This window comes from Methylobacterium sp. CB376, from assembly GCF_029714205.1.
Taxonomy (GTDB): domain Bacteria; phylum Pseudomonadota; class Alphaproteobacteria; order Rhizobiales; family Beijerinckiaceae; genus Methylobacterium.
The window spans coordinates 6,937,718-6,959,106 of sequence record NZ_CP121648.1; the positions used below are offsets into that span (position 1 = coordinate 6,937,718).

17 protein-coding genes are annotated in these 21,389 nt (G+C 73.4%); 5 read left to right on the plus strand and 12 right to left on the minus strand.

From position 1 onward, the window contains the following. Window positions 1-4: 4 nt before the first annotated feature. The 4 genes from QA634_RS32010 to hpnK all read left to right on the plus strand — a co-directional run bounded on the left by QA634_RS32010 (window position 5) and on the right by hpnK (window position 4,274). Entirely contained in the window at window positions 5-670 is a 666-nt protein-coding gene (locus tag QA634_RS32010) for a Tgt2/MlaC family protein (RefSeq protein WP_236728844.1), read from the plus strand. A gap of 63 nt (window positions 671-733) precedes the next feature. Then, window positions 734-1,921: a bacteriohopanetetrol glucosamine biosynthesis glycosyltransferase HpnI gene (hpnI, locus tag QA634_RS32015; protein WP_012335981.1), complete on the plus strand. Its 1,188-nt coding sequence runs from the start codon at window positions 734-736 to the stop codon at window positions 1,919-1,921. A gap of 41 nt (window positions 1,922-1,962) precedes the next feature. Further along, the gene (gene hpnJ / locus QA634_RS32020; protein ID WP_012335982.1) at window positions 1,963-3,402 is read left to right on the plus strand and encodes a hopanoid biosynthesis associated radical SAM protein HpnJ; all 1,440 of its coding nucleotides are present in this window, start codon (window positions 1,963-1,965) and stop codon (window positions 3,400-3,402) included. Further along, window positions 3,399-4,274, plus strand: a complete 876-nt coding sequence (gene hpnK / locus QA634_RS32025; protein ID WP_012335983.1) for a hopanoid biosynthesis-associated protein HpnK — start codon at window positions 3,399-3,401, stop codon at window positions 4,272-4,274. Before hpnJ ends, hpnK begins: the two co-directional genes overlap by 4 nt. Before the next feature lie 33 nt (window positions 4,275-4,307). On the opposite strand, the gene QA634_RS32030 is transcribed toward hpnK, so the two are convergent. After that, window positions 4,308-6,956, minus strand: a complete 2,649-nt coding sequence (locus QA634_RS32030; RefSeq protein ID WP_012335984.1) for a hopanoid transporter HpnN — start codon at window positions 6,954-6,956, stop codon at window positions 4,308-4,310. A gap of 637 nt (window positions 6,957-7,593) precedes the next feature. On the opposite strand from QA634_RS32030, the gene hpnH reads away from it, so the two are divergent. Then, window positions 7,594-8,748 (plus strand): adenosyl-hopene transferase HpnH, encoded by a 1,155-nt coding sequence (gene hpnH, locus QA634_RS32035; RefSeq protein ID WP_012335985.1) that lies wholly within the window; start codon window positions 7,594-7,596, stop codon window positions 8,746-8,748. Here hpnH and QA634_RS32040 read toward each other — a convergent pair. From QA634_RS32040 to dxs, 11 genes are all read right to left on the minus strand, one after another. Beyond that, window positions 8,671-9,405 (minus strand): phosphorylase, encoded by a 735-nt coding sequence (locus QA634_RS32040; RefSeq protein WP_012335986.1) that lies wholly within the window; start codon window positions 9,403-9,405, stop codon window positions 8,671-8,673. The two genes, hpnH and QA634_RS32040, sit on opposite strands and share 78 nt — an antisense overlap. 227 nt (window positions 9,406-9,632) lie before the next feature. Continuing rightward, complete coding sequence (locus QA634_RS32045) at window positions 9,633-9,893, minus strand: hypothetical protein (RefSeq protein WP_050777528.1); 261 nt, start codon at window positions 9,891-9,893, stop codon at window positions 9,633-9,635. Then, window positions 9,844-10,464 carry an NAD-dependent epimerase/dehydratase family protein gene (locus tag QA634_RS32050; RefSeq protein WP_050777529.1) on the minus strand — a complete coding sequence of 207 codons (621 nt, stop codon included), beginning with the start codon at window positions 10,462-10,464 and terminating at the stop codon, window positions 9,844-9,846. The genes QA634_RS32045 and QA634_RS32050 overlap by 50 nt, the downstream gene beginning before the upstream one ends. Before the next feature lie 311 nt (window positions 10,465-10,775). Then, window positions 10,776-11,597 (minus strand): YdcF family protein, encoded by an 822-nt coding sequence (locus tag QA634_RS32055; RefSeq protein ID WP_012335987.1) that lies wholly within the window; start codon window positions 11,595-11,597, stop codon window positions 10,776-10,778. A 60-nt stretch (window positions 11,598-11,657) separates the two neighbouring features. Next, a complete protein-coding gene (locus QA634_RS32060; RefSeq protein ID WP_012335988.1) occupies window positions 11,658-12,689 on the minus strand; it encodes a TIGR03885 family FMN-dependent LLM class oxidoreductase in 1,032 nt (343 codons plus the stop codon). 120 nt (window positions 12,690-12,809) lie between these two features. Next, window positions 12,810-14,801 (minus strand): squalene--hopene cyclase, encoded by a 1,992-nt coding sequence (gene shc, locus QA634_RS32065; RefSeq protein WP_012335989.1) that lies wholly within the window; start codon window positions 14,799-14,801, stop codon window positions 12,810-12,812. 115 nt (window positions 14,802-14,916) lie between these two features. Continuing rightward, a complete protein-coding gene (gene hpnE / locus QA634_RS32070) occupies window positions 14,917-16,191 on the minus strand; it encodes a hydroxysqualene dehydroxylase HpnE (protein ID WP_012335990.1) in 1,275 nt (424 codons plus the stop codon). After that, window positions 16,191-17,045: a presqualene diphosphate synthase HpnD gene (gene hpnD / locus QA634_RS32075; protein WP_012335991.1), complete on the minus strand. Its 855-nt coding sequence runs from the start codon at window positions 17,043-17,045 to the stop codon at window positions 16,191-16,193. Before hpnD ends, hpnE begins: the two co-directional genes overlap by 1 nt. After that, the gene (hpnC, locus tag QA634_RS32080; protein ID WP_012335992.1) at window positions 17,042-17,926 is read right to left on the minus strand and encodes a squalene synthase HpnC; all 885 of its coding nucleotides are present in this window, start codon (window positions 17,924-17,926) and stop codon (window positions 17,042-17,044) included. Before hpnC ends, hpnD begins: the two co-directional genes overlap by 4 nt. Continuing rightward, window positions 17,923-18,960, minus strand: a complete 1,038-nt coding sequence (gene hpnA / locus QA634_RS32085) for a hopanoid-associated sugar epimerase (protein WP_012335993.1) — start codon at window positions 18,958-18,960, stop codon at window positions 17,923-17,925. The genes hpnC and hpnA overlap by 4 nt, the downstream gene beginning before the upstream one ends. A gap of 173 nt (window positions 18,961-19,133) precedes the next feature. Next, complete coding sequence (dxs, locus tag QA634_RS32090) at window positions 19,134-21,098, minus strand: 1-deoxy-D-xylulose-5-phosphate synthase (RefSeq protein WP_012335994.1); 1,965 nt, start codon at window positions 21,096-21,098, stop codon at window positions 19,134-19,136. Window positions 21,099-21,389 lie beyond the last annotated feature (291 nt).

Consider the following 21,389-nt stretch of genomic DNA (forward strand, 5'->3'; position numbering starts at 1 on the left):
GCTCGTGCGGAATCGACGGGAGTTCCTGCGGGCCGGCCTGTCGGCCGGTGCCGGCCTCGCGGCCGGGGCAGCCCTGGAGTGCTGGGTCGGGGTGGGGGCGCTCGTCGCGCCCGGGCCGGCCCGGGCGGCCGACGATCCGGCGGTCGCGACGGTGCAGCGGATGATCGCGGCCTTCACCGAGGCGCTCAAGCAGCCGGACGTGCGCGGGCGCGTCGCGGTGCTGACCGGGCCGGTGGCCGAGTCCTTCGACCTGCCCGCCATGCTGCGCCTCGCGATCGGCAGCCGCTGGAAGGACGTGCCGGCCGACAAGCAGGCCGCGCTGATCGAGGCCTTCGGGCCCTACCTCACCGCCACCTACGCGACCCGCCTGTCGGCGGCGGCCGGCGGCCGCTTCGACGTGCAGCCCGCGAGCGAGGCGCGCGGCAGCGGGCGCATCGTGCGCAGCACCGCCACCGACGCGAGCGGCGATTCCTCCCCGGTCGACTACATCACGACCAACGACGGCAAGATCACCGACGTCTACCTGCAGGGCACGATCAGCGAGGCGGGCACCCTGCGGACCACCTTCGCCGAGCCGCTGAAGAGCGGCGGTCCGGACGCGCTGCTCGACTTCCTGCGCCAGACCACCGCCACGATGCTCGCCGCCGCGCCTCCCGCCCAGAAGCCCTGACCTCGCGGGGGCCGCCCCCGACCCGCCGCCCCGTGGCGGCCGCCAGCGTCCTCGGAACCCCTCATGGACTCCACCTGGATCTCCACCCTGCTCCTCACCCTGGCGGCGGCGGGCTGCGCCTACGCCCTCGCGGCGGCGTGGCTCGCTGGCCGCGCGGCGGGGCGCCCGACGCCGACGCTCCCGGCCGGCGCGGCCCGGCCCTCGGTCACGCTGATGAAGCCGCTCTGCGGGGACGAGCCGAACCTCTACGAGAACCTGACCAGCTTCTGCCGCCAGGATTACGCCGGCCCGGTCCAGATCATCTTCGGCGTGCAGAGCGCCGCCGACCCGGCCCTGGCGATGGTCGCCCGGCTCAAGGCCGAGCACCCGGACCTGCGCATCGACCTCGCGCTCGACGCCCGCCAGCACGGTTCGAACCGCAAGGTGTCGAACCTGATCAACATGGCCGGGCTGATCGCCCACGAGGTCGTGGTGCTGGCCGACAGCGACATGGTGGTGCGCCCGGACTACCTGGAGCGCATCGTCGCGGAGCTCGGCCGGCCGGGCGTGGCGGCGGTGACCTGCCTGTATCACGGCGTGCCGGCCGAGCGGAGCGTCTGGGCGCAGCTCTCGACGCTGGCCATCGACACGCAGTTCCTGCCGAACGTGCTCGTCGGCACCGGCCTCTCCCTGGCCGAGCCCTGCTTCGGCTCCACCATCGCGTTCCGGGCCGAGGCGCTCGCGGCGATCGGCGGCTTCGAGCGGGTGAAGGACGACCTCGCCGACGATTACGCGCTCGGCGCGGCCCTGCGCGGGGCCGGGGGCGGGATCGTCGCCATCCCGAACTTCACCATCGGGCATACCTGCGTCGACACCTCGCTCTCGGACCTGTGGCGCCACGAGACGCGCTGGAACCGGACCATCCGCAACGTCGACCCGGCCGGCTACGCGGGCAGCCTCGTCACCCACGCCTTCCCGCTCGCCCTGATCGGCGCGCTGATGCCCAACACCAGCCCGCAGGGCCTCGCCATCGCCGCCCTGGCGCTCACCTGCCGCATCGTCCTGTGCCTGCGGCTGGAGCGGGCCTTCGGCCTCGACCCGCATCCCTACTGGCTGCTGCCGATCCGCGACCTGGTCTCGTTCGCCGGCTTCGTGTGGTGCTTCGCCTCCGGCGCCGTGACTTGGAAAGGTCACGATTATCGCGTTGTGGCTGACGGCACGCTCATCCCCGAGCCGGGCCTCGCGCAGGAGACCGGCGCCCCCACGACCTGACGGCCGCCCCGGCGGCCTCACCTCATCGCGAGAATTCCCCGATGCGCACCCTCTTCCTCCAGGCCCCCACCTTCGACGGCTTCGACGGCGGCGCCGGCTCCCGCTACCAGGCCAAGCGCGAGATCAAGTCGTTCTGGTACCCGACCTGGCTCGCCCAGCCGGCGGCGCTCGTCGAGAATTCCAAGCTGATCGACGCGCCCCCGCACAACCTGAAGCTCGGCGACGTGGCCGCCCAGGCGAAGGATTTCGACCTCGTCGTGCTCCACACCTCGGTCCCGTCCTTCAAGCAGGACGTGGCGACGGTCGAGGCGCTGAAGGCCGTGAACCCGAACCTGAAGGCCGGCCTGATCGGCGCCAAAGTGGCGGTGGACGCGCAGGGCTCGCTGGAGAAGGCGCCGGCGATCGACTTCGTGGCCCGCAACGAGTTCGACTTCACCTGCAAGGAGGTCGCCGACGGCCGCGACCTCGCGCAGATCAAGGGCCTGTCCTACCGCAACGCCTCCGGCGTCATCGTGCACAACGAGGACCGGCCGGTGATGATGGACATGGATCAGCTGCCCTTCGTCACCAGCGTCTACAAGCGCGACCTGGTGATGGAGAACTACTTCATCGGCTACCTGAAGCACCCCTACATCTCGTTCTATTCCGGCCGGGGCTGCAAGTCGCGCTGCACCTTCTGCCTCTGGCCGCAGACGGTGGGCGGGCACACCTACCGGACGCGCTCGGTCGGGCACGTGATCGAGGAGATCAAGTACTGCCTGAAGGCGTTCCCGCAGACGAAGGAGTTCTTCTTCGACGACGACACCTTCACGGACAACCTGCCGCGCGCCCAGGAGATCGCCCGCGAGCTCGGCAAGCTCGGCGTGACCTGGTCCTGCAACGCCAAGGCGAACGTGCCGCGCGAGACCCTGAAGGTGCTGCGGGACAACGGCCTGCGCCTGCTGCTGGTCGGCTACGAGTCCGGCAACCAGCAGATCCTGCACAACATCAAGAAGGGCATGCGGGTCGAGGTGGCGGAGAAGTTCACCAAGGATTGCCACGACCTCGGCATCGCCATCCACGGCACCTTCATCCTCGGGCTGCCGGGCGAGTCCAAGGAGACGATCCAGGAGACGATCAAGTTCGCCACCCGGATCAACCCGCACACCATCCAGGTCTCCCTCGCGGCGCCGTATCCGGGCACCTTCCTGTACAAGCAGGCGGTCGAGAACGGCTGGCTCGACGAGGCCAATGCCGAGCTCGTCGACGAGAACGGGGTGCAGATCGCGCCGCTGCACTATCCCCACCTGTCGCACACCGAGATCTTCAACTCGGTGGAGGAGTTCTACAAGAAGTTCTACTTCCGGGCGCCGAAGATCGCCTCGATCGTCGGCGAGATGGTGCGCTCGCCCGAGATGATGAAGCGCCGCCTGCGCGAGGGCGTCGAGTTCTGGCACTTCCTGAAGGAGCGTCAGGCGGGCGGCAGCGCCAAGGCGGCGTGAGCCCCCGGTCCCGGGACGGGCGCCGGCAGGTCAGGCGCCTCGTCGTCACCTCCGACGATTTCGGTCTGTCGCCCGAGGTGAACGAGGCGGTCGAGCGGGCGCACCGCGAAGGCATCCTCTCGGCCGCGAGCCTGATGGTGGCGGCCCCCGCCGCCGCGGACGCGGTCGCCCGCGCGCGGCGGCTGCCCTCGCTGCGCGTCGGCCTGCACCTCGTGATGGTCGAGGCCTGGCCGTGCCTGCCGGCGGCGGAACTGCCCGACCTCGTCGACGGGCAGGGCCTGCTGCGGCGGGACATGGGCGGGCTCGGCCTCGACCTCGCGGCCAAGCCCCGCGCCCGCCGCCAGCTCGCCGCCGAGATCCGGGCCCAGTTCGAGGCCTACCGGGCCACCGGGCTGCCCCTCGACCACGTCAACGCGCACAAGCACTTCCACGTCCACCCGGTGATCGCCGGCCTGGTGCTGCGGATCGGGCGCCCGCACGGCATGCGGGCCCTGCGCGTGCCGCGCGAGGACCGGGCCGTGCTGCGCCGGGCGGAGCCGGGCGCGGCCCCGGGCCTCGCCCTCGACACGGCGCCCTGGGCGGCCCTGCTCGGCCGGCGCGCCCGCCGGGCCGGGCTCCTGGTGCCGGACGGCGTGCTCGGCCTCGCCTGGTCGGGGCGGATGAGTCCGCCCCGGGTCGCGGCGCTGCTGCGGCACCTGCCGGCGGGGCTGACCGAGCTCTACACCCATCCGGCGACGCGGGGCGGCTTCCCGGGCGAGGCGCCGGGCTATGCCTACGCGGAGGAACTCGCGGCCCTCACGGCCCCGGAGAGCCGGGCGGCGCTCAGGGAATCGGGCGCAGTCCTGGGCGGGTTCGGGGATTTCCTCGCCTGATCCGGGATCCGCCTGATCAAAGCGGATCCCGCATCACACCGCCCGGCGCGCCACCACGCCCTCGGGCTCCCGCACCGGCTCCGGGGCCCGGGCGGGCGCGTCCTTCCCCTTCGCCTTCGGCGGCGGGCCGAGGAAGGCCGGCACGATGAAGAAGGCCGCCACCAGCGTGAAGAACAGCGAGAGCGCGAGCAGCTTGCCCATGCTCGCGGTGCCCGGATGGCTCGACAGGACCAGCGAGCCGAACGCCGTCCCGGTCGTCAGCGCCGAGAAGAAGATCGCCCGGGTCAGGCTCGAGGCCAGCATGTCGGCCACGCCCGCCCGCCACGCGATCACGTAGTAGATGTGGAAGGCCACGCCCACGGCCAGCATCAGCGGCATCGCGATAATGTTGGCGAAGTTGAGCGGCATCCCGATCAGGTAGAGCGCCTCCAGCGTCCACAGGGTCGCGAGCACCAGCGGGCCGAGCGCCATCGCCACGTCCCACGGGCGGCGCAGCGCGACCGATAGGATCACGAAGATCGACAGCAGGGCGAGGGCGCCCGCCTCGATGAAGGCGCCCAGGATCGTGCTGCTCGACCGCGTCGTGGCGATCGGCGCGCCGGTCGCGTGCGGCGCCACGCTCAGCACCTCCTTGGAGAAGCGGCGCAGCACCGTATTGTCGTTCGAGTTGCCCTTGGGCTGCACCTCCAGCCGGGCGCGCCCGTCCTTGGCGATCCATTCCGAGCGGATCTGCTCGGGCAGGCTCTCCAGGGTGATCTTCTCCGGCGAGAGCAGGCCGCGCAGGCGCGCGAGAAGGCCCTTGAGGTCCGGCACGGTCGCGGCCGCGGCCGCCTCCCGCACCTGCGGGGAGGCCTCGGCGAGGCGGTCGAGCGTGTCCGTGAAGGCGAGCACCTCCTTCTCGGGCGCGCTCTCGCCCTTGCCGGCGATGCCGCGCAGGGCGCCCGAAGCGGATTTGAGCGCCTGGACCACGTCCCGGTCGCTCGGCGGCGGCGCCACGCGGGGCGGGTTCAGCACCGGGCCGAGCACGCTCGCCGCGTCCTCGATGGTCGCGAGCTTCTGGTCCTGGTCCAGGGGCACGAAGGTGTCGATGTCGATCACGTTCGCGACGATCGGCAGCGCCCGCAGGCGCTCGGCCATCGGCCGCACCGCGTCGCGGTTCGGCACCAGCACGTCGATCGTGTTGGGGCTCGTGGCCGGGTCCTTGGCGAGGTCGAGATAGGTCGCGACCGATTCCACCTTCGGGCTGCGCAGGTGCATCGGGTTCGAGTCGAACGGCAGGTAGTAGAGGAGCGGCAGGCCCGCCACGGTCACGAGCCCGGTCAGCACCAGCACGAGCTTGCGGTTCTGGATGATCCAGTGGTCGACCTTGGCCAGCGAGGCGGTGCCGACCTCCTCCTTCTCGCCCCGCGGCTTGAACACCGCGATCAGGGCGGGCAGCAGCGTCAGCGCGAACAGGTAGGCCACGATCATGCCGACGCCGGCGATGAGGCCGAGTTCGGACACGCCGCGGAACTCCGTCGGCAGGAAGGAGAAGAAGCCCGCCAGCAGCGACACCGCGGCGAGCGTCAGGGACCAGCCGACCCCGTGGGCGGCCGAGCGGATCGCCTTGGCCAGGTCGGGCTGCACGAAGCGGTCGGCCCGGTAGCGCACCGCGAACTGGATGCCGAAATCGATGCCGAGCCCGACGAACAGGGCCGCGAAGGCGACCGAGATCGGGTTGAGTTCGCCGACCATCAGCAGGCCGAGCGCCGCCGTGACGATGAGGCCCGCGAAGGTCGTGATGATCACCGCGACCACGAGGCTCGGCGAGCGCAGCGCCAGCCACAGGAACAGGACGATGGCGCCCACCGTCACCGAGTTGTTGAGGAGGGCGTCGTCCGAGAGGGTGGCGAACTCGTCGTCCGCCACCGCGACCTGGCCGGTCAGGCGCACCGTCACGCCGTCCTGCGGCGTGAGGTGGAGGTCGCGGGCGGTCTTGCGGATCAGCGCGCTGGCGTCGGCGCCCGGCTGCAATTCGTCGAAGTCCAGGCGCGGCTGGGTGATCACGAAGCGGCGCAGATCCCCCGTCTCGGCCTTGCCGCCCGAGAGCAGGAGCTGCCAGGACAGGCGGGCCGGCTCGCCCCTCAGCGCCTTCTCGAACGTGTCGCGCAGCTGGCCGAGCGGGCTCGTCAGGTCCTCGATCTTGGCCTGGCCGCCCTTCACGCCCTGCGCGCCCAGGCCCATCGCCTGCAGGATGCCGCGCAGCGACGGGTCCGCCGCGAGCGGCCCGAGCAGCCCCTGCTGCTGCACCAGCCGCTCGGTGGTCTGCTCCAGCTCCTTCTGCGGCATCAGCAGGAAGCCGTTCTTGTCGAAGAAGGGACCGCCGTCGGGCCGGTAGACCACCGGCAGGCGGCTCCTGTGCTGCGACAGGGCCTCGGCGAGGCGCGTCGCCGCCTCGTCCGCCTGCTCGGGGGTGCGCGCGTCGATCACCGCCACCAGCAGGTTGCTGCGCTGGGGGAAGGCCTTCTCGAACTGGATCTCGTCCTGACGCCAGCCCACGTCGGGCGCGATCAGGCGCTCGACGTCGGTGTTGATGCGGAAGCGGTGCGCCGCCGTCAGCGCGCTCGCCGCCGTCAGGGCGAGGCAGGCGAGCAGCACCAGCCAGCGATGGCGGACGGAGAGCGCGACGAGCCGTTCGATCACGTGGTCTAGCCTAACCTTGTGCGGGGCCGGGAGCGCGCTCCCGCCCGGATCCGTCGGTGCCGCGACCCCACGCTTGCGCACGCCGCGCGTCGGGGCGGGCACGGTGCCGGGGGCCCTCGTCCGGCAAGCCGGAGCGCCCCGCATCGTTCCCGGGCGTTGGCGCGCTAAGTAGTGGCCCCGAGAGGCGATTGCAACGCGCGGGGCTCCGGACGGGTGCGCGTCCCCGGCGCGGCGCGCCCGCCCGGACCCCGCGAGGACGCGCTCCCGCGGCCCGTCCCGAGGCGCCGCGTCCCTCGCCCGGGAGGGCCGCACCCCGTCTCGAACGGGCCGGCGCGCGGGAGCGAATCGTCCGGACGGGGCAGCGAATCCCGGAACGGGCACCGAATCGCCCGGGCGCCCGGTTGCGCCGCCGCGCGGCGCCCGGCCGCCGCCCGGGCCGTGGCTTGCTGCGCTGCAGCGTCGCATCAAGGTTGCGCCCGCGGCATTGGTCGACGCGCGAGGGCGGGTTAGCGTCGCCGGACCGTTGGGTTTGGGCAACGGTTAGAGCCATTCGAACCTAGGTTGCTGGAATTCCGCCGTTTTTCGCGCTAAGGACCCTCGGTTCATCCCCCTGCAAGCGAGACAAGGAGCCTCGATCTTGGGCATCCCTCTTCGGTACGTCGCAAAGATCGGCGGCTACATCCTCAAGCAGCACCTCACGGGCCGCAAGCGCTACCCGCTCGTGATGATGATGGAGCCGCTGTTCCGCTGCAATCTGGCCTGCGCCGGCTGCGGGAAGATCGATTATCCGGACGAGATTCTCAACAAGCGTCTGCCGGTCGACGAGGCCCTGGAATCGGTCCGCGAGTGCGGCGCGCCGGTCGTCGTCATCGCGGGCGGCGAGCCTCTGCTGCACAAGGACCTGCCCCAGATCGTCGAGGGCATCATCCAGCAGAAGAAATTCGCGATCGTCTGCACGAACGCTTTGCTGCTCGAGAAGAAGATCTCGCAGTACAAGCCGAGCCCGTACTTCACTTGGTCGATCCATCTCGATGGCGACAAGGAGATGCACGACAAGTCGGTGTGCCAGCGCGGCGTCTATGACAAGGCGGTGGCGGCGATCAAGAAGGCCAAGGATCTGGGCTTCCGCGTCACGATCAACTGCACCTTCTTCAACAACTCCGCGCCGGAGCGGATCGCCGACTTCTTCGACAGCGTGACCCGGATGGGCATCGACGGCATCACCGTCTCGCCCGGCTACGCCTACGAGCGCGCGCCCGACCAGCAGCACTTCCTGAACCGGAAGGCCACCAAGGAGCTGTTCCGCGGCGTGTTCCGCCTCGGCAAGCAGAAGGGCCGCGAGAAGTGGACCTTCCAGCAATCGGGCCTGTTCCTTGACTTCCTGGCGGGCAACCAGTCCTACCATTGCACGCCCTGGGGCAACCCGACCCGGACCGTGTTCGGCTGGCAGAAGCCCTGCTACCTGCTGGGCGAGGGCTACGCCAAGACCTTCAAGGAGCTGATGGAGACGACCGACTGGGACGCCTACGGCACCGGCAACTACGAGAAGTGCGCCGACTGCATGGTGCATTCCGGCTACGAGGCGTCCTCGGTGGTCGATTCGGTGCGCAAGCCCTGGAAGCCGCTCGTCTTCGCGCTGCGCGGCATCCGGACCGAGGGCGAGATGGCCTCGGAGATCTCCCTGGAGAACCAGCGCCCGGCGGAGTTCGTCTTCTCACGCAACGTCGCGCAGAAGCTCTCCGAGATCCGGAACGCCGAGGCCGACGCCAAGAAGCGCGCGACAGCGGCCTAGGGAGGCGAAGGCCGCCGAGGAATCGCGGGCGAGGCGCACGAGCCCGCCCACCCTGGCGGAGCGGCGCGCCAGCGCCGACAGGACGGCGAGCAGGTCGGGCTCGCCGTTCGGCTTGAGGGCCTTGGCGATCGCGGCGGGGAGCGCCCGGTCGGCGGGGTCGCAGATCACCCGCACGGCGCAGAAGGGCAGCCCGTGCGCCTGCGCGAAGGACGCCGCCACGTGCGACTCCATGTCGACGGCGGCCGCGCCCGTCTGCACGTGCAGCACCGCCTTGGCGTGGGGCGAGAGCACGGCGAAGTCCTCCCCGGCGAGGTCGGCCCGCCGGACCCGGAACGGCGCGTCCGCGAGGCGCGCGGCCAGCGCCCGCACCACGTCCGGATGGGCGCCGTGGCGCCGGCCGGCCGCGACCACGCCGGTGGCCACCACCACGTCGCCGGGCGCCAGGGCCGGATCGAGCCCGCCCGCGATGCCGATGCTCATCACCGCGCGGCAGCCGGGCCGCACCCGCTCGCGCAGGACGGCCCGCAGGCGCTCGGGATTGCCGCCCGCGCCCACCGTGGCGACGCCCGGCCCCGCGGCGAGGCGCGCCTCGCGGGCGAGGCCGGTCACGGCCAGCACGGGATGGGGTCCGGTGAGACTGTCCTCGACGACGATCATGCGGATGGGCGCCCCGTGTGAGCGGAAGGGACCGGCGGGATCCCGCCGCGGTGCATCCTTCATACCAGCGGGCTCGGGGCGGGGATGTGGCGACGCTGCCACGGGCGGACCGCAGGCGCGCGGCGGGGGCTGGTCCGCGGCGGGAGGGTGCCGGCGGTCCGGGCCTGCGGCAGGATCGCGGGTCCCGGGCGGGGCCCGGCGCCCGCATCCGCCCCGCCGCCGAACCCTCAGGACACCCATTTGAGCAGGCGGATGATCCCCATCCCGGCGGCGCGGCGATGGGCCGAGGCGCGTCGGCGGGCCGCGATCTCCGCGCGGTGGGCCGCGTCGCAGCGGTAGGCCGACAGCGGCATGGCGCCGTTCGTCCGGGTCGGGCGCCAGCCGAGCGCCGCCTTGAGGCGGGTCGTGTCGAAGACGAAATCCTGGGTGATCATGCGGTCATGGTAGGGCCCGAGGGGCGAGACCCGCAGGGCGTGGGCCAGCCGCATGGCGAGCAGGGTCGGGGCCGCCGGGAGATGCGCCGCGCGCGCCGGTGCCGGCCGCCGCCACCTGCGCGAAGGTGTCCCGCATCGTGCCGACATGGTCCGCGCCGATGCCGAAGGTGCCGGCGATGCGGGCGCGCCACGCGCGCAGCATCGCGTCGATCAGATCCTGGGCGGCGACGAACCGGGAGCGGTTCCCGCCCCGGCCCACCAGCCAGACCCTGCGCCCCTCGGCGATGAACTCGAACAGGATGGCGAGCAGCCCGAGCCGCCCCTCGTCGATGATGGTCGGCGAGCGCAGGATCGCGGCCGCGAAGTCGCCCGCGTGGTCGGCCAGGATCCTCTCGCCCTCCCACTTGCTGGCACCGTGGATCTCGCACGGCGCGGTCGGGTCGTCCTCGCGCACCGGGCGGTCGAAGCCGTGTCCCCAGAGACAGTTGCTGGAGACGAAGACGAGGTTCGGGACGCCGGCGGCGGCGGTCGCGCGGGCGAGGCAGCGGGTTCCCTCGACGTTGCTGGACCAGATCTCGCGGCGCCCGCGCGCCGCATGGGCGAGGAGGGCCGCGCAATGGAACACCCCCTCGGGGCCCCCGGCGAGCAGCCGGCCGACCAGGAGGCTGCCGAGGAAACCGGAGCCCTCGTGACGAAGAGCCGTGCCATCGCGGTGTTCCCTGGTGGTGAGGGCGGGATCAGGCCGCTGGGGCGCGCCGCGGCGGTCGGAGGGCGGGCAGGAGCCGCGCCGCGGCGGGCAGGCGCGCGGCCTGCGCGAAGCGCGCGCAGGGCACGATCGCGCCGAGGATCGGGAGCCCGACCCGCACCAGAGGCCCCGCGAGCGGCACCAGCAGCCAGGGCGCGGCGAGGGCGGGATTGGTTAAGCTTGACCTTACGTCAGGTGCGTCCGGCGATCGCCGGCTCGGGCGCGGGCAGCAGCCGGTCGCTGCGGCCGCGCAGGCGGTAGGCGAGCAGCCCGGCCCATTCGTGCGCGGCGAGGTCGATGGCCGCGAGCTTGGCGCCGAGGGGCCGCAGGGCCGCCGCGCCGCGCCGCGTCGTGCGGTAGGCCACGGGCCAAGCCAGGAGCGGCGGCCACCCGGCCCGCCGGAACGCGCCCATGGCCCGGGGCATGTGGCTCGCGGAGGTCACGAGCAGCCACGTCTCCCCGGGCCCGGGCCGCGCCAGGGCGCGGGCCTCGACGGCGTTCTCCCAGGTGCTCCGCGAGCGGTCGTCGACGAGGAGCCGGCCGGGGGGCAGGCCGATCTCCTCGAGCAGGGCCCGGCTCGCCTGCGCCTCGGTGAGCCCCTCCCGCCGCCCCGAGGCCGGGCCGCCCGCGAAGACGAGCTTGGCGGCCGGGTAGCGCCGCGCGAGCGCCGCGAAGGCGACGAGCCGGTCCGCCTCCCGGTTCAGGCCCGGCGCGCCGCGCTCCGCCCGGATGCCCTCCGCCAGGGCGCCGCCGAGGACGACCACCCCGTCGACCCGCGCCAGCCCCGCGGCGGCGGGAAAGCGCTCCTCCAGGGGCCGCAGCAGCCACTGGTCCAGGGGCAGGACCAGGACGAGGCCGAGCGCCGCCGCCGCGGCGCCGAGGAGCAAAGCCCCGCCCGCGCGCAGGCGCCGCGGCCCCCCGAGGACCAGCCCGGCGCCGGCCGCGCAGCCGAGGGCCAGCAGGCAGCTCGGCGCGCCGAGGGCGCGCAGCGACGCCAGCACGTCCATCATCATGCCCCCCGCCGGCCCGCGGGGCCGCCCGAATCCGTCGCGACGGGCCGCCGGGCGGGACTCCTACCCGGCCCGCGCGGCCGGCCGCATCAGGGCCGGGTCGAAATCCGCCGCCGGCGCCCGGCGGGCGCGCAGGGCCGGCAGCACCCGCTCGCCGAAGGCGTCGATGAACGCGGCCTGGCCCCCGCCGACCTGGTGCAGGTCGATGCTGTCGAAGCCCAGAGCCGCGCAGGCGGCGATGCGCTCGGTCATCTCGCCGAGATCCGCCGAGACCAGCACCTGGGCGTGCATGTCCTCCGGCCGCACGAACCGCGACGCGGCGTCGAACTCGGCCGGGCTGCGCAATTCCCAGGCGACCGGGCTGCCGAGCTGGTTGAAGCGCCAGGCCGCGTGCGCCTGCGCCAGCGCCTCGGCCGGGTCGCGGGCGAAGCTGAGATCGAGCTTGAGGAAGATCGGCTTGTCGGCGCCGCCGGTCTCCCGGAACGCCTCGACGATCGGGGCGAGCGCCTCGGGCCGGCTGCCCACCGTCAGGAGCCCGTCCGCCCAGGTGCCGAGCCAGGCGGCGGTCTCCGGCGTGGTGGCGGCGCCGACCAGCCGGGTCGGCGTCTCGGGGCGGGACCACACCTTGGCGTCCAGGGCCGAGACCCGGCCGCGATGGGTCACGGTCTCGCCCGCGAGCAGCGCCCGCATGATCTCGGCGCCCTCGCGCAGCCGCGCGTGGCGCTCGGGCCGGTCGGGCCAGGGCGTGCCGGTGACCGATTCGTTGAGGGCCTGCCCGCTGCCGAGCGCGACCCAGGGCAGGCGGCCCGGATACATCTGGCCGAGCGTCGCCACCGCCTGGGCCAGCACTGCCGGGTGGTAGCGCCAGCCGCCCGGCACCGTGATGATCCCGAAGGTCAGGCGCTGCGTCGCCTGGAGCGCCGCCCCGAGCCAGGCCCAGGCGAAGCCCGACTGGCCCTGCGCGGCCGACCAGGGCTGGAGGTGGTCCGACGAGAAGGCGCCGTCGAACCCCGCCTGCTCGGCTCGCTGCACGTGGGCGAGGAGGTCGCGCGGGGCCACCTGCTCGTGCGAGGCGTGGTAGCTGAAGAGCGTCATCGCGCAATCCCGCCGGCCGCCGGTCGGACCGGCTCTCGATGGAGGAACCGCGCAGGCAGGCGCAGGCTCCGCGGAGGGGCGCGGCCTGCCCGCGCGGGCGGGCCGGCCCCTCCGCCGGGGTCACATCCCCACCGCCACCTTGAGGCTGTTGCCCCGCTGGAGGTTGCGGTAGCGGGCCAGCGCCCAGAGGGGGAAGAACTTCGCGTAGCCGTGGTAGCGCAGGTAGAAGACGCGCGGGAACCCGGTCGCCGTGTAGCGGTCCTCGGCCCAGAGCCCGTCCGCCCCCTGGGTGCGGGTCAGGTAGTTGATGCCGCGCGCCACGGCCGGGTTGTCCGCCTCGCCGGCCGCCATCAGCGCGAGCAGCGCCCAGGCGGTCTGCGAGGCCGTGCTCGGCGCCCGCTCGTAGCCGCGATATTCGAGCTTGTAGCTCGACGCGTCCTCGCCCCAGCCGCCGTCGGGGTTCTGGATCGCGGTGAGCCAGGTCACCGCCCGCCGCACCGGCTCGCAGGCGGGGTCGATCCCGGCCGCGTTGAGGGCGCAGAGCACCGACCACGTCCCGTAGATGTAGTTCATGCCCCAGCGGCCGTACCAGCTGCCATCCGCCTCCTGATCGGCGAGCAGGTAGGCGACGCCGCGGTCGAGGGGCGGGCAGGTCTCCCGGGTCTCGCCGAGCTGGGACAGCATCGAGACGCAGCGCGCCGTCACGTCGGCGGTCGGCGGGTCGAGCAGCGCCCCGTGATCCGAGAACGGAATGTAGTTGAGGTAGTGGTAGGTGTTGTCCGCGTCGAAGGCCGCCCAGCCGCCGTCGCGGCTCTGCAGGCCCTCGACCCATTCGCGGGCGCGGGCGATCGAGAGCCCGTAATCGGCCGCGTCGGGCCCGGGGCTGCGGCGGCTCTGCACCCGGTCCATGGCCATCACCACGACCGCGGTGTCGTCGAGGTCCGGGTAGTGCGGGTTGGCGTACTGGAAGGCCCAGCCGCCCGGCCGCACGTCCGGCTTGGAGGCCGCCCAGTCGCCCTTGATGTCGAGCACCTGCAGGGGCTTCAGCCAGTCCATGGCGCGCTTGGCGTGGCGCTCCGCCTCGGTCCCGCCGGCTTCCATCAGGGCGTGGGCGGCGAGCGCCGTGTCCCAGACCGGGGACAGGCAGGGCTGGACGTAGGCCTCGTGCTCCTTGACGGTGACGAGCTTCTCGACCGAAGAGCGGGCCGTGACCGCGAAGGGGTGGTCGTCCGGGTAGCCGAGCGCCTCGAACATCAGCACGGTGTTGACCATGGCTGGGAAGATCGCGCCGAGCCCGTCCTCGCCGTTCAGGCGCTCGCTGACGAAGGCCACCGCCTTGTCGATCGCCCGCGCCCGCGAGCCGGCCGGGAAGAAGCCCTCGACCTTCTGCAGCACCTTGTCGATGGCCGCGAAGACCGGGCGCCAGGGCGAGGATTCCTGCGGGCCGGCCGGCCAGCGCTTCACGCGCTCGGGCGCCTCGACGAAGAGTTCGCGGATGCCGATGCCGCGCGGGTTGCGGGCCCGCGGCTTCTTGGCCTGCAGGACGAAGAGCGGCACCATCACGGTGCGGGCCCAGTAGGAGACCTTGTCGAGGTGGAAGGGGAACCACCGCGGCAGCAGCATCACCTCGACCGGCATCACCGGCACGGCGGTCCACGGCACCTCGCCGTAGAGGGCGAGCATGATCCGGGTGAAGACGTTGGCGTGGGCGGCGCCGCCCCGGCGCAGGATCGCGTCGCGGGCCCGGCGCATGTGGGGCGCGTCGATCGGGTCGCCGACCATCTTGAGGGCGAAGTAGGCCTTGACGGTCGCGCTCATGTCGAAGGGGCCGTCATGGATCAGGGCCCAGCCGTCGTGCTGCGCGCTCTGGGTGCGGCGCAGGTAGGCGGCGATCTTCCCCTCCAATTCGGCCGTCGGGATCGAGCCGCGGAAATGATGGTAGAGGATGTACTCGGACGGAATGGTGGCGTCGGCCTCCAGCTCGAAGCACCAGTGCCCGTCCGCGTTCGCGAGCCGCATGAGAGCCTTCGACGCGAGCGTGACGCGCCGCTCGACGTCGTCGAGCGTGATGTCCTGCGTGCTCGTGCGGTGGAGCGTCTCGACCTTGCCCACGATGATCTCACCTTCTCCTGTCGGGCGGCGCGCCCGACGCCGGTTGGATCCCTGATTCGCGGCGATGCAAGAACGCCGCCTATGCTCAAGCTGTTCCGACGCGGCGCGGCCCTCGTCAAGCCGCTCCGCGCAGAGCTGATCGTTCCTGTGTGAAAAGGGCCGCGGCCGTGGCGCCGGAGCGGATCGCGCCCTCGATGGTCGAGGGCAGCCCCGTCGCGGTCCAATCTCCCGCAAGGGCGAGGTTGGCGAGGTGCGTCCGCGCACCTGGGCGCCGTGCCGCCTGCGCGGGCGTGGCCGCGAAGGTGGCCCGCTTCTCCTTGACGACCTGCCAGCGGGGCAGGGCCGCGCCGGCCTGGCCGGTGAGGCGCGCGACCTCGGCCCAAATCCGCTCGGCGAGATCCTCGCGCGGGGTCTCGAGCAGGCGGTCGGCGCCGCTGATCGTCACCGAGAGCCGGTCCGGATAGGCGAAGAGCCACTCGGTCAGGCCGCCGATCACCCCGAGCAGGAGCGGCGAACCCGGGGGCGGCGCCACCGCGAAATGCGCGTTGACGATGGCGCGGTGCTCCTGCGGGGCGTCGAGGCCGGGCAGCAGGTCGGTCGCCACCCAGGCCGGCAGCGCCATCACGGCGCCGTCCTCCGGCCCCAGCGCCTCGGCGCCGTCCGCGAAGGCGAGGGCGGCGACCCGGTCCCCGGCGATCTCGAGGGCGCGCAGGCGCCGGCCGAAGCGGATCTCGGCGCCCGCGCGCTCCAGGAAGCGCAGGGCCGGCTCCACGAAGGCCGCCGACAGGCCCTCGATCGCCACCAGGGGCCGGCAGGCCCGGCCGCCCGCCCCGAGCGTCTCGCGCAGGATCGCGGCGGCGAGCGCGGCGTCGCTCTCGCGCGGGTCGGTGTTGAGGGCCGCGAGCAGCACCGGATGCCAGAGCCGCTCCCAGAGCAGCCCCTCGCAGGCCATGCTCTCCCCGATCGTGCGGGGATGGCCCGCCCGCATGAGGCCGATCGGCGCGAGGTAGTCCCGCGCGCGGCTGCCCGGCACGCGGCGGCTCGCGTCGAGCACCCACCAGGGCAGGCGGCCGGCATTGGGCCGCAGGGTCCAGCGCTCGCCGGTGGCGAGGTCCGCGAACGGGAAGGCGGCCTCGTCCGGGCCGGTCAGCGCCCCGGCCGGAGCCCCGACCGCGCGCAGGAAGGCGAGGGCGTCGCGGTTGCCCGACAGGAGCAGGTGGTTGCCGTTGTCGATGGTCAGCCCGAGGGCCGGATCGTGGTAGGAGCGGCAGCGCCCGCCGGCCTGCTTGGCGGCCTCGTGCAGGACGACGGGCCGGCCGGCCTGGACCAGCCGCACGGCCGCCGAGAGGCCGGCGAGCCCGGCGCCGAGGACGTGGACGCGGCCGGCCATCACAGGATCCCGTGGCGCAGGAGGACGCCGACCAGCGCGAGCTTGCCGGGCTTCACCCGGGGGCGGGGCGCCGCCCAGCCGCGCGCCCTCAGCCCGTCGAGGATGAGGTGGTAGGCCGCCGCCATGATCCGCGGCGCCTTGGTGGCCCGGCGCGGCGAGGCCGCGATGATGCGCCAGGAGGCCCGGTAATGGGCCTCGGCCTCGGCGGCGAGCGCCTCGCAGACCTCCCCGAGCCGGGGGTGGCGCAGGGCCGCCTCCGGCGTCGGCCGGGGAAGGCCGATGGCGGCGAGGCGCTCGCGCGGCAGGTAGAGCCGCCCGCGCTCCGCGTCCTCGTCGACGTCGCGCAGGATGTTGGTCAGCTGCAGGGCGCGGCCGAGATGGTGGGCGAGGTCGCGGCCCGGCCCCTCGGCGAGGCCGAAGATCCGCACCGAGAGCCGCCCGACCGCGCTCGCGACCCGGTCGCAGTAGAGGTCGAGCACGGCCTCGTCCGGCGCCACGATGTCGGCCTCGGCATCCATCGCCATGCCGTCGATGACGGCCTGGAAATCCTCGCGGCGCAGGCCGAACTGCCCCACCGGCCCGGCGAGCGCGGCGGTGCGCGCCACCGGGCGCCCGGCATAGAGCGCGTCGATGTCGGCCCGCCAGCGGTCGAGCTCGGCCGCGCGCTGCTCGCGCGGGCCGCCGTCGTCGGCCACGTCGTCGACCGCCCGGCAGAAGGCGTAGACCGCGTACATCGCGTCGCGCTGCGCCGCCGGGAGCAGGCGCATCGCCGCGTAGAAGGACGATCCCGCGGCGGGGAGGGCCGGGGCGTCCGGCGCCGGCGGGGCAGGGGCGGGGGAGGCGATGGCGGTCACGGGCGGGCTCCCCGGACGGAGGGGGCGAGGTGCCGCCGGAAGGGCCGGCGGGCGAGGGCGGTGCCGGCCGCCCCGAGGGCGATCAGCGCGAAGGCGGCCTTGCCGTGATGGACGCGCTGGCTCAGCGGGTCGCGGGCCGTGAGGCCGCGGGCCAGCATCACGGCGAGGCGGTGGATGGCGGCGATCTCCATCGCCAGCCGGGTGTCCTCGATCAGGTCGGGCAGGGCCCGTCCCTCGTGCAGGAGGTCGAGGCAGCGGTGGGCCAGCGTGCCGATCACCGCCCGCAGGCCCGGCGAGGCCCGCGGCGCGCCGAGGTCGCCCGCCGCGACCCCGTGCGTCGCCATCAGGTCCTCCGGCAGGTAGACCCGGTCGAGCTGCGAGAAGTCCTTCCCGCAATCCTGCAGGTGGTTGATGATCTGCAGCGCCGCGCAGATCGCGTCCGAGGCCGCCCAGGTCGCGGCCGGATCCTCGCCGTGCACGTCGAGGACGAAGCGGCCGACCGGCATCGCCGAGTAGCGGCAATAGTGCATCAGCTCGTCGAAGCTGGCGTAGCGCGACTTGCGCGCGTCCATCCGGAAGGCGTCGAGCAAGTCGAGGGCGTGGCGCGGGGAGAGGCCGCGCTCGGCCAGCGCCGCGCGCAGGGGCGCGGCCTCGGGATCGTCCGGGCCGGTGCCGGTCAGCGCCGCCGCGAGCCCGTCGAGGAGCGCCACCTTGCGGGACGGGTCGAGGCCCGCATTGTCGGCGACGTCGTCGCCCGCGCGCACGAAATCGTAGAAGGCCAGGATCGGCCGCCGGTGGCGCGGATGGATCAGGTGCGACGCGACCGGAAAGTTCTCGTCGCGGTGCGACTTGCCGGAGCGCGCCTCGGTCGCGGTGGTCATCGGACGTATCCTGCCTGGCGGAACCACGCGACGGCGTCCTCCAGCCCCTGCCGGTAGGGCCGCGCGGCGTAGCCGAGTTCGGCCCGGGCCTTGGCGTCGGAGAAGAACATCCGGTAACGCGACATCCGGATCCCGTCGAGGGTGGCGAGCGGCGCCTTGCCGGTGAAGCGGGCGGCGAGTTCGGAGACGAGGGCGACCGGGTAGACCGCCGCCCGCGGCAGCCGGATGGTCGGGGGCCTGCGCCCGACGAGGCCCGCGATGTCGGCGAGCATCCGCGACAGGAGCACGTTCTCGCCTCCCAGGATGTAGCGCTCGCCGATGCGGCCGCGGCGCAGGGCCAGGAGGTGACCCGCCGCCACGTCGTCCACGTGGGCGAGGTTGAGGCCCGTATCGACGAAGGCCGGCATCCGGCCGTTGGCGGCCTCCACGATGATGCGGCCGGTCGGCGTCGGCTTGACGTCGCGGGGGCCGATCGGCGTCGAGGGATTGACGATCACGGCGGGGAGCCCGTCCCGGGCCACCATCTCGTCGACCACGCGCTCGGCCACGACCTTGCTGCGCTTGTAGGCGCCGATCGCGGTCTCGGGCGTCAGCGGGCGCCGCTCGTCGGCGGGCGTGCCGTCGTCGTGCGGTTTGATCGTCGCCACGCTCGACGTGTAGACGACCCGCTCGACGCCCGCGTCGAGGGCGGCCCGCATCAGCACGCGGGTGCCGTCGCGGTTCGTGCGCACGATCTCCTCCGGGTCCGGCGCCCAGAGGCGGTAATCGGCCGCGGCGTGCACGAGGTAGCGCATGCCCCGCAGGGCGGCGGCGGCGGCGGCCGGGTCGCGCATGTCGCCCTCGGCCACCTCGACGTCGCTCCAGGTCAGGTTGGTGCGCGGGCTCGTCGCCCGCACCAGGATGCGGACCGGGAAGCCGGCGGCGCGGAACACGTCGACCAGCGCCGGTCCGAGAAAGCCGCTCGCGCCGGTGATCAGCACCGGGCCGACCTCCGGCCGGGCTTCAGACAGGGTGCGGTCCGAGGCCTCGATCATGCTCACGTCACTGTCCAGAGAGGCTGCCGCCCGAACCGGCGGCAGGACACCGCCGCGCCGGGCGGCGCACCGCAGGCTGCGGGGGCCAAAGGCCCGCCGCTTCTGCCATTTCGGGGCCCGCCCGACAAGCGCGGGAGGACCGCAGCGTTAACTTCCGCCGCCCAGGACCCGGGTCAGACCCGGCGCAGGCGCGCGCGCTCCCGGCGCACGTCCGGGAGCGCGTGCTCGACGGCTCGGACGATGGCGGGAGCGTCGAGGCCGGCCTGGGCGTACATGCGCTCGGGCGTGTCGTGGTCCTGGTAGCTGTCCGGCAGGGTCAGCGTGCGCACCCGCACCGTCCCGGCATCCAGCGCCCCGCGCCCCGCGAGCAGGTGCAGCACCATCGCGCCGAAGCCCCCGGTCGAGCCCTCCTCCACCGTCACCAGCACCTCGTGGCTGCCCGCAAGATCCAGCAGCAGCCCCTCGTCCAGCGGCTTGGCAAAGCGCGCATCCGCCACCGTCACCCCGATCCCGCGCTCCTCCAGCTGCTCGGCCGCCTTCAGCGCCTCCGCCAGGCGCGTCCCCAGGCTCACCAGCGCCACCCGCGCCCCCTCCGGGCGCCGGATCACCCGGCCGCGGCCCAGCGCCAGAACCTCGCCCTTCTCGGGCAGGTCCACCCCCACCCCCTCGCCCCGCGGGTAGCGGAAGGCGATCGGGCCGGCATCGTGCGCGTGGGCGGTCGCCACCATGTGCACCAGCTCCGCCTCGTCGGCGGCCGCCATCACCACCATGTTGGGCAGGCAGCACAGGTAGGCCAGGTCGAAGGCCCCCGCATGCGTCGCCCCGTCCGCCCCGACCAGGCCGGCCCGGTCGAGCGCGAAGCGCACCGGCAGGTTCTGCAGCGCCACGTCGTGCACGACCTGGTCGTAGGCCCGCTGCAGGAAGGTCGAGTAGATCGCGCAGAACGGCCGGTAGCCCTCCGCCGCCAGCCCGGCCGCGAAGGTCACGGCGTGCTGCTCGGCGATGCCGACGTCGAAGGTGCGCCCCGGATGGGCCTTGGCGAACAGGTCGACCCCGGTGCCGGAGGGCATCGCGGCGGTGATCGCCACCACCTTGTCGTCGGCGTCCGCCGCCTTGACCAGGCTCTCGCCGAACACCCGGGTGTAGGTCGGGGCGTTGGCCTTGGCCTTGACCTGCTGGCCGGAGACGACGTCGAACTTGACCACGGCGTGGCCGCGGTCGGCGGCGGCCTCGGCGGGGGCGTAGCCCTTGCCCTTCTGGGTGACGACGTGGACCAGGACCGGCCCCTCGGGCGCGTCGCGGACGTTCTTGAGGATGGGCAGCAGGTGGTCGAGGTTGTGGCCGTCGATCGGGCCGACGTAGTGGAAGCCGAGCTCCTCGAACATGGTGCCGCCGCCCGCCAGGATGCCGCGGGCGTATTCCTCGGCGCGCACGGCGGTGTCGTAGAGGGCCTTGGGCAGCAGGCGGCCGAACTGGCGGGCGGTGTCGCGCAGGGAGCGGTAGGTGTCGCCGGAGACCAGGCGGGCGAGGTAGGCCGACATGGCGCCGACCGGGGGCGCGATGGACATGTCGTTGTCGTTGAGGATGACGACGAGGCGGGAGCGCAGGGCGCCGGCGTTGTTCATGGCCTCGTAGGCCATGCCGGCGGAGATGGATCCGTCGCCGATGACCGCCACGACGTTGCGGCGCTCGGGGGTCTCGCCGCGGGCGCGGGCGGCGGCCTCGGCGAGGTCGCGGGCGACGGCCATGCCGAGGCCGGCGGAGATGGAGGTGGAGGAGTGGGCGGCGCCGAAGGGATCGTAGGGGCTCTCGGCGCGCTTGGTGAAGCCGGAGAGGCCGCCGCCCTGGCGCAGGGTGCGGATGCGGTCGCGCCGGCCGGTGAGGATCTTGTGCGGGTAGGCCTGGTGGCCGACGTCCCAGATCAGGCGGTCGTCGGGAGTGTGGAAGACGTAGTGCAGGGCGACCGTGAGTTCGACCACGCCCAGCCCCGCGCCGAGATGGCCGCCGGTGACCGAGACCGCGTCGATGGTCTCGGCGCGCAGTTCCGCGGCGAGCTGCGCCAGGTCGCTCTCCGGCAGGGCGCGAAGCTCCGACGGATCACGGACGCGATCGAGGAGGGGAAGAACCAGTGCTGACAAGATCGTACACCCGTGGTTGAAGCGGCCAGGCTCGGCCCGGCGAGGCATATGCGGTGAAGTTCAGCGTCGTCCGCTGCGGGGTGCTGGCCCTGCATCGGGACACTTTGCGATCGGGACAGAACCGGGGTGCCATTGCGGTGCCATGATCATCCCGGCCGTGGCGGTGTGGTTTGTAACAAGTCCGAACAACATTCTGAACCCCCACCGCGTCAGGAAGGGATCCGCCCCTCCGGAGGGCCGTCCCGCCCGGTGTCCGCCCGGCCGGACAGCCGCCCGGCGGGGCGGCCGTCC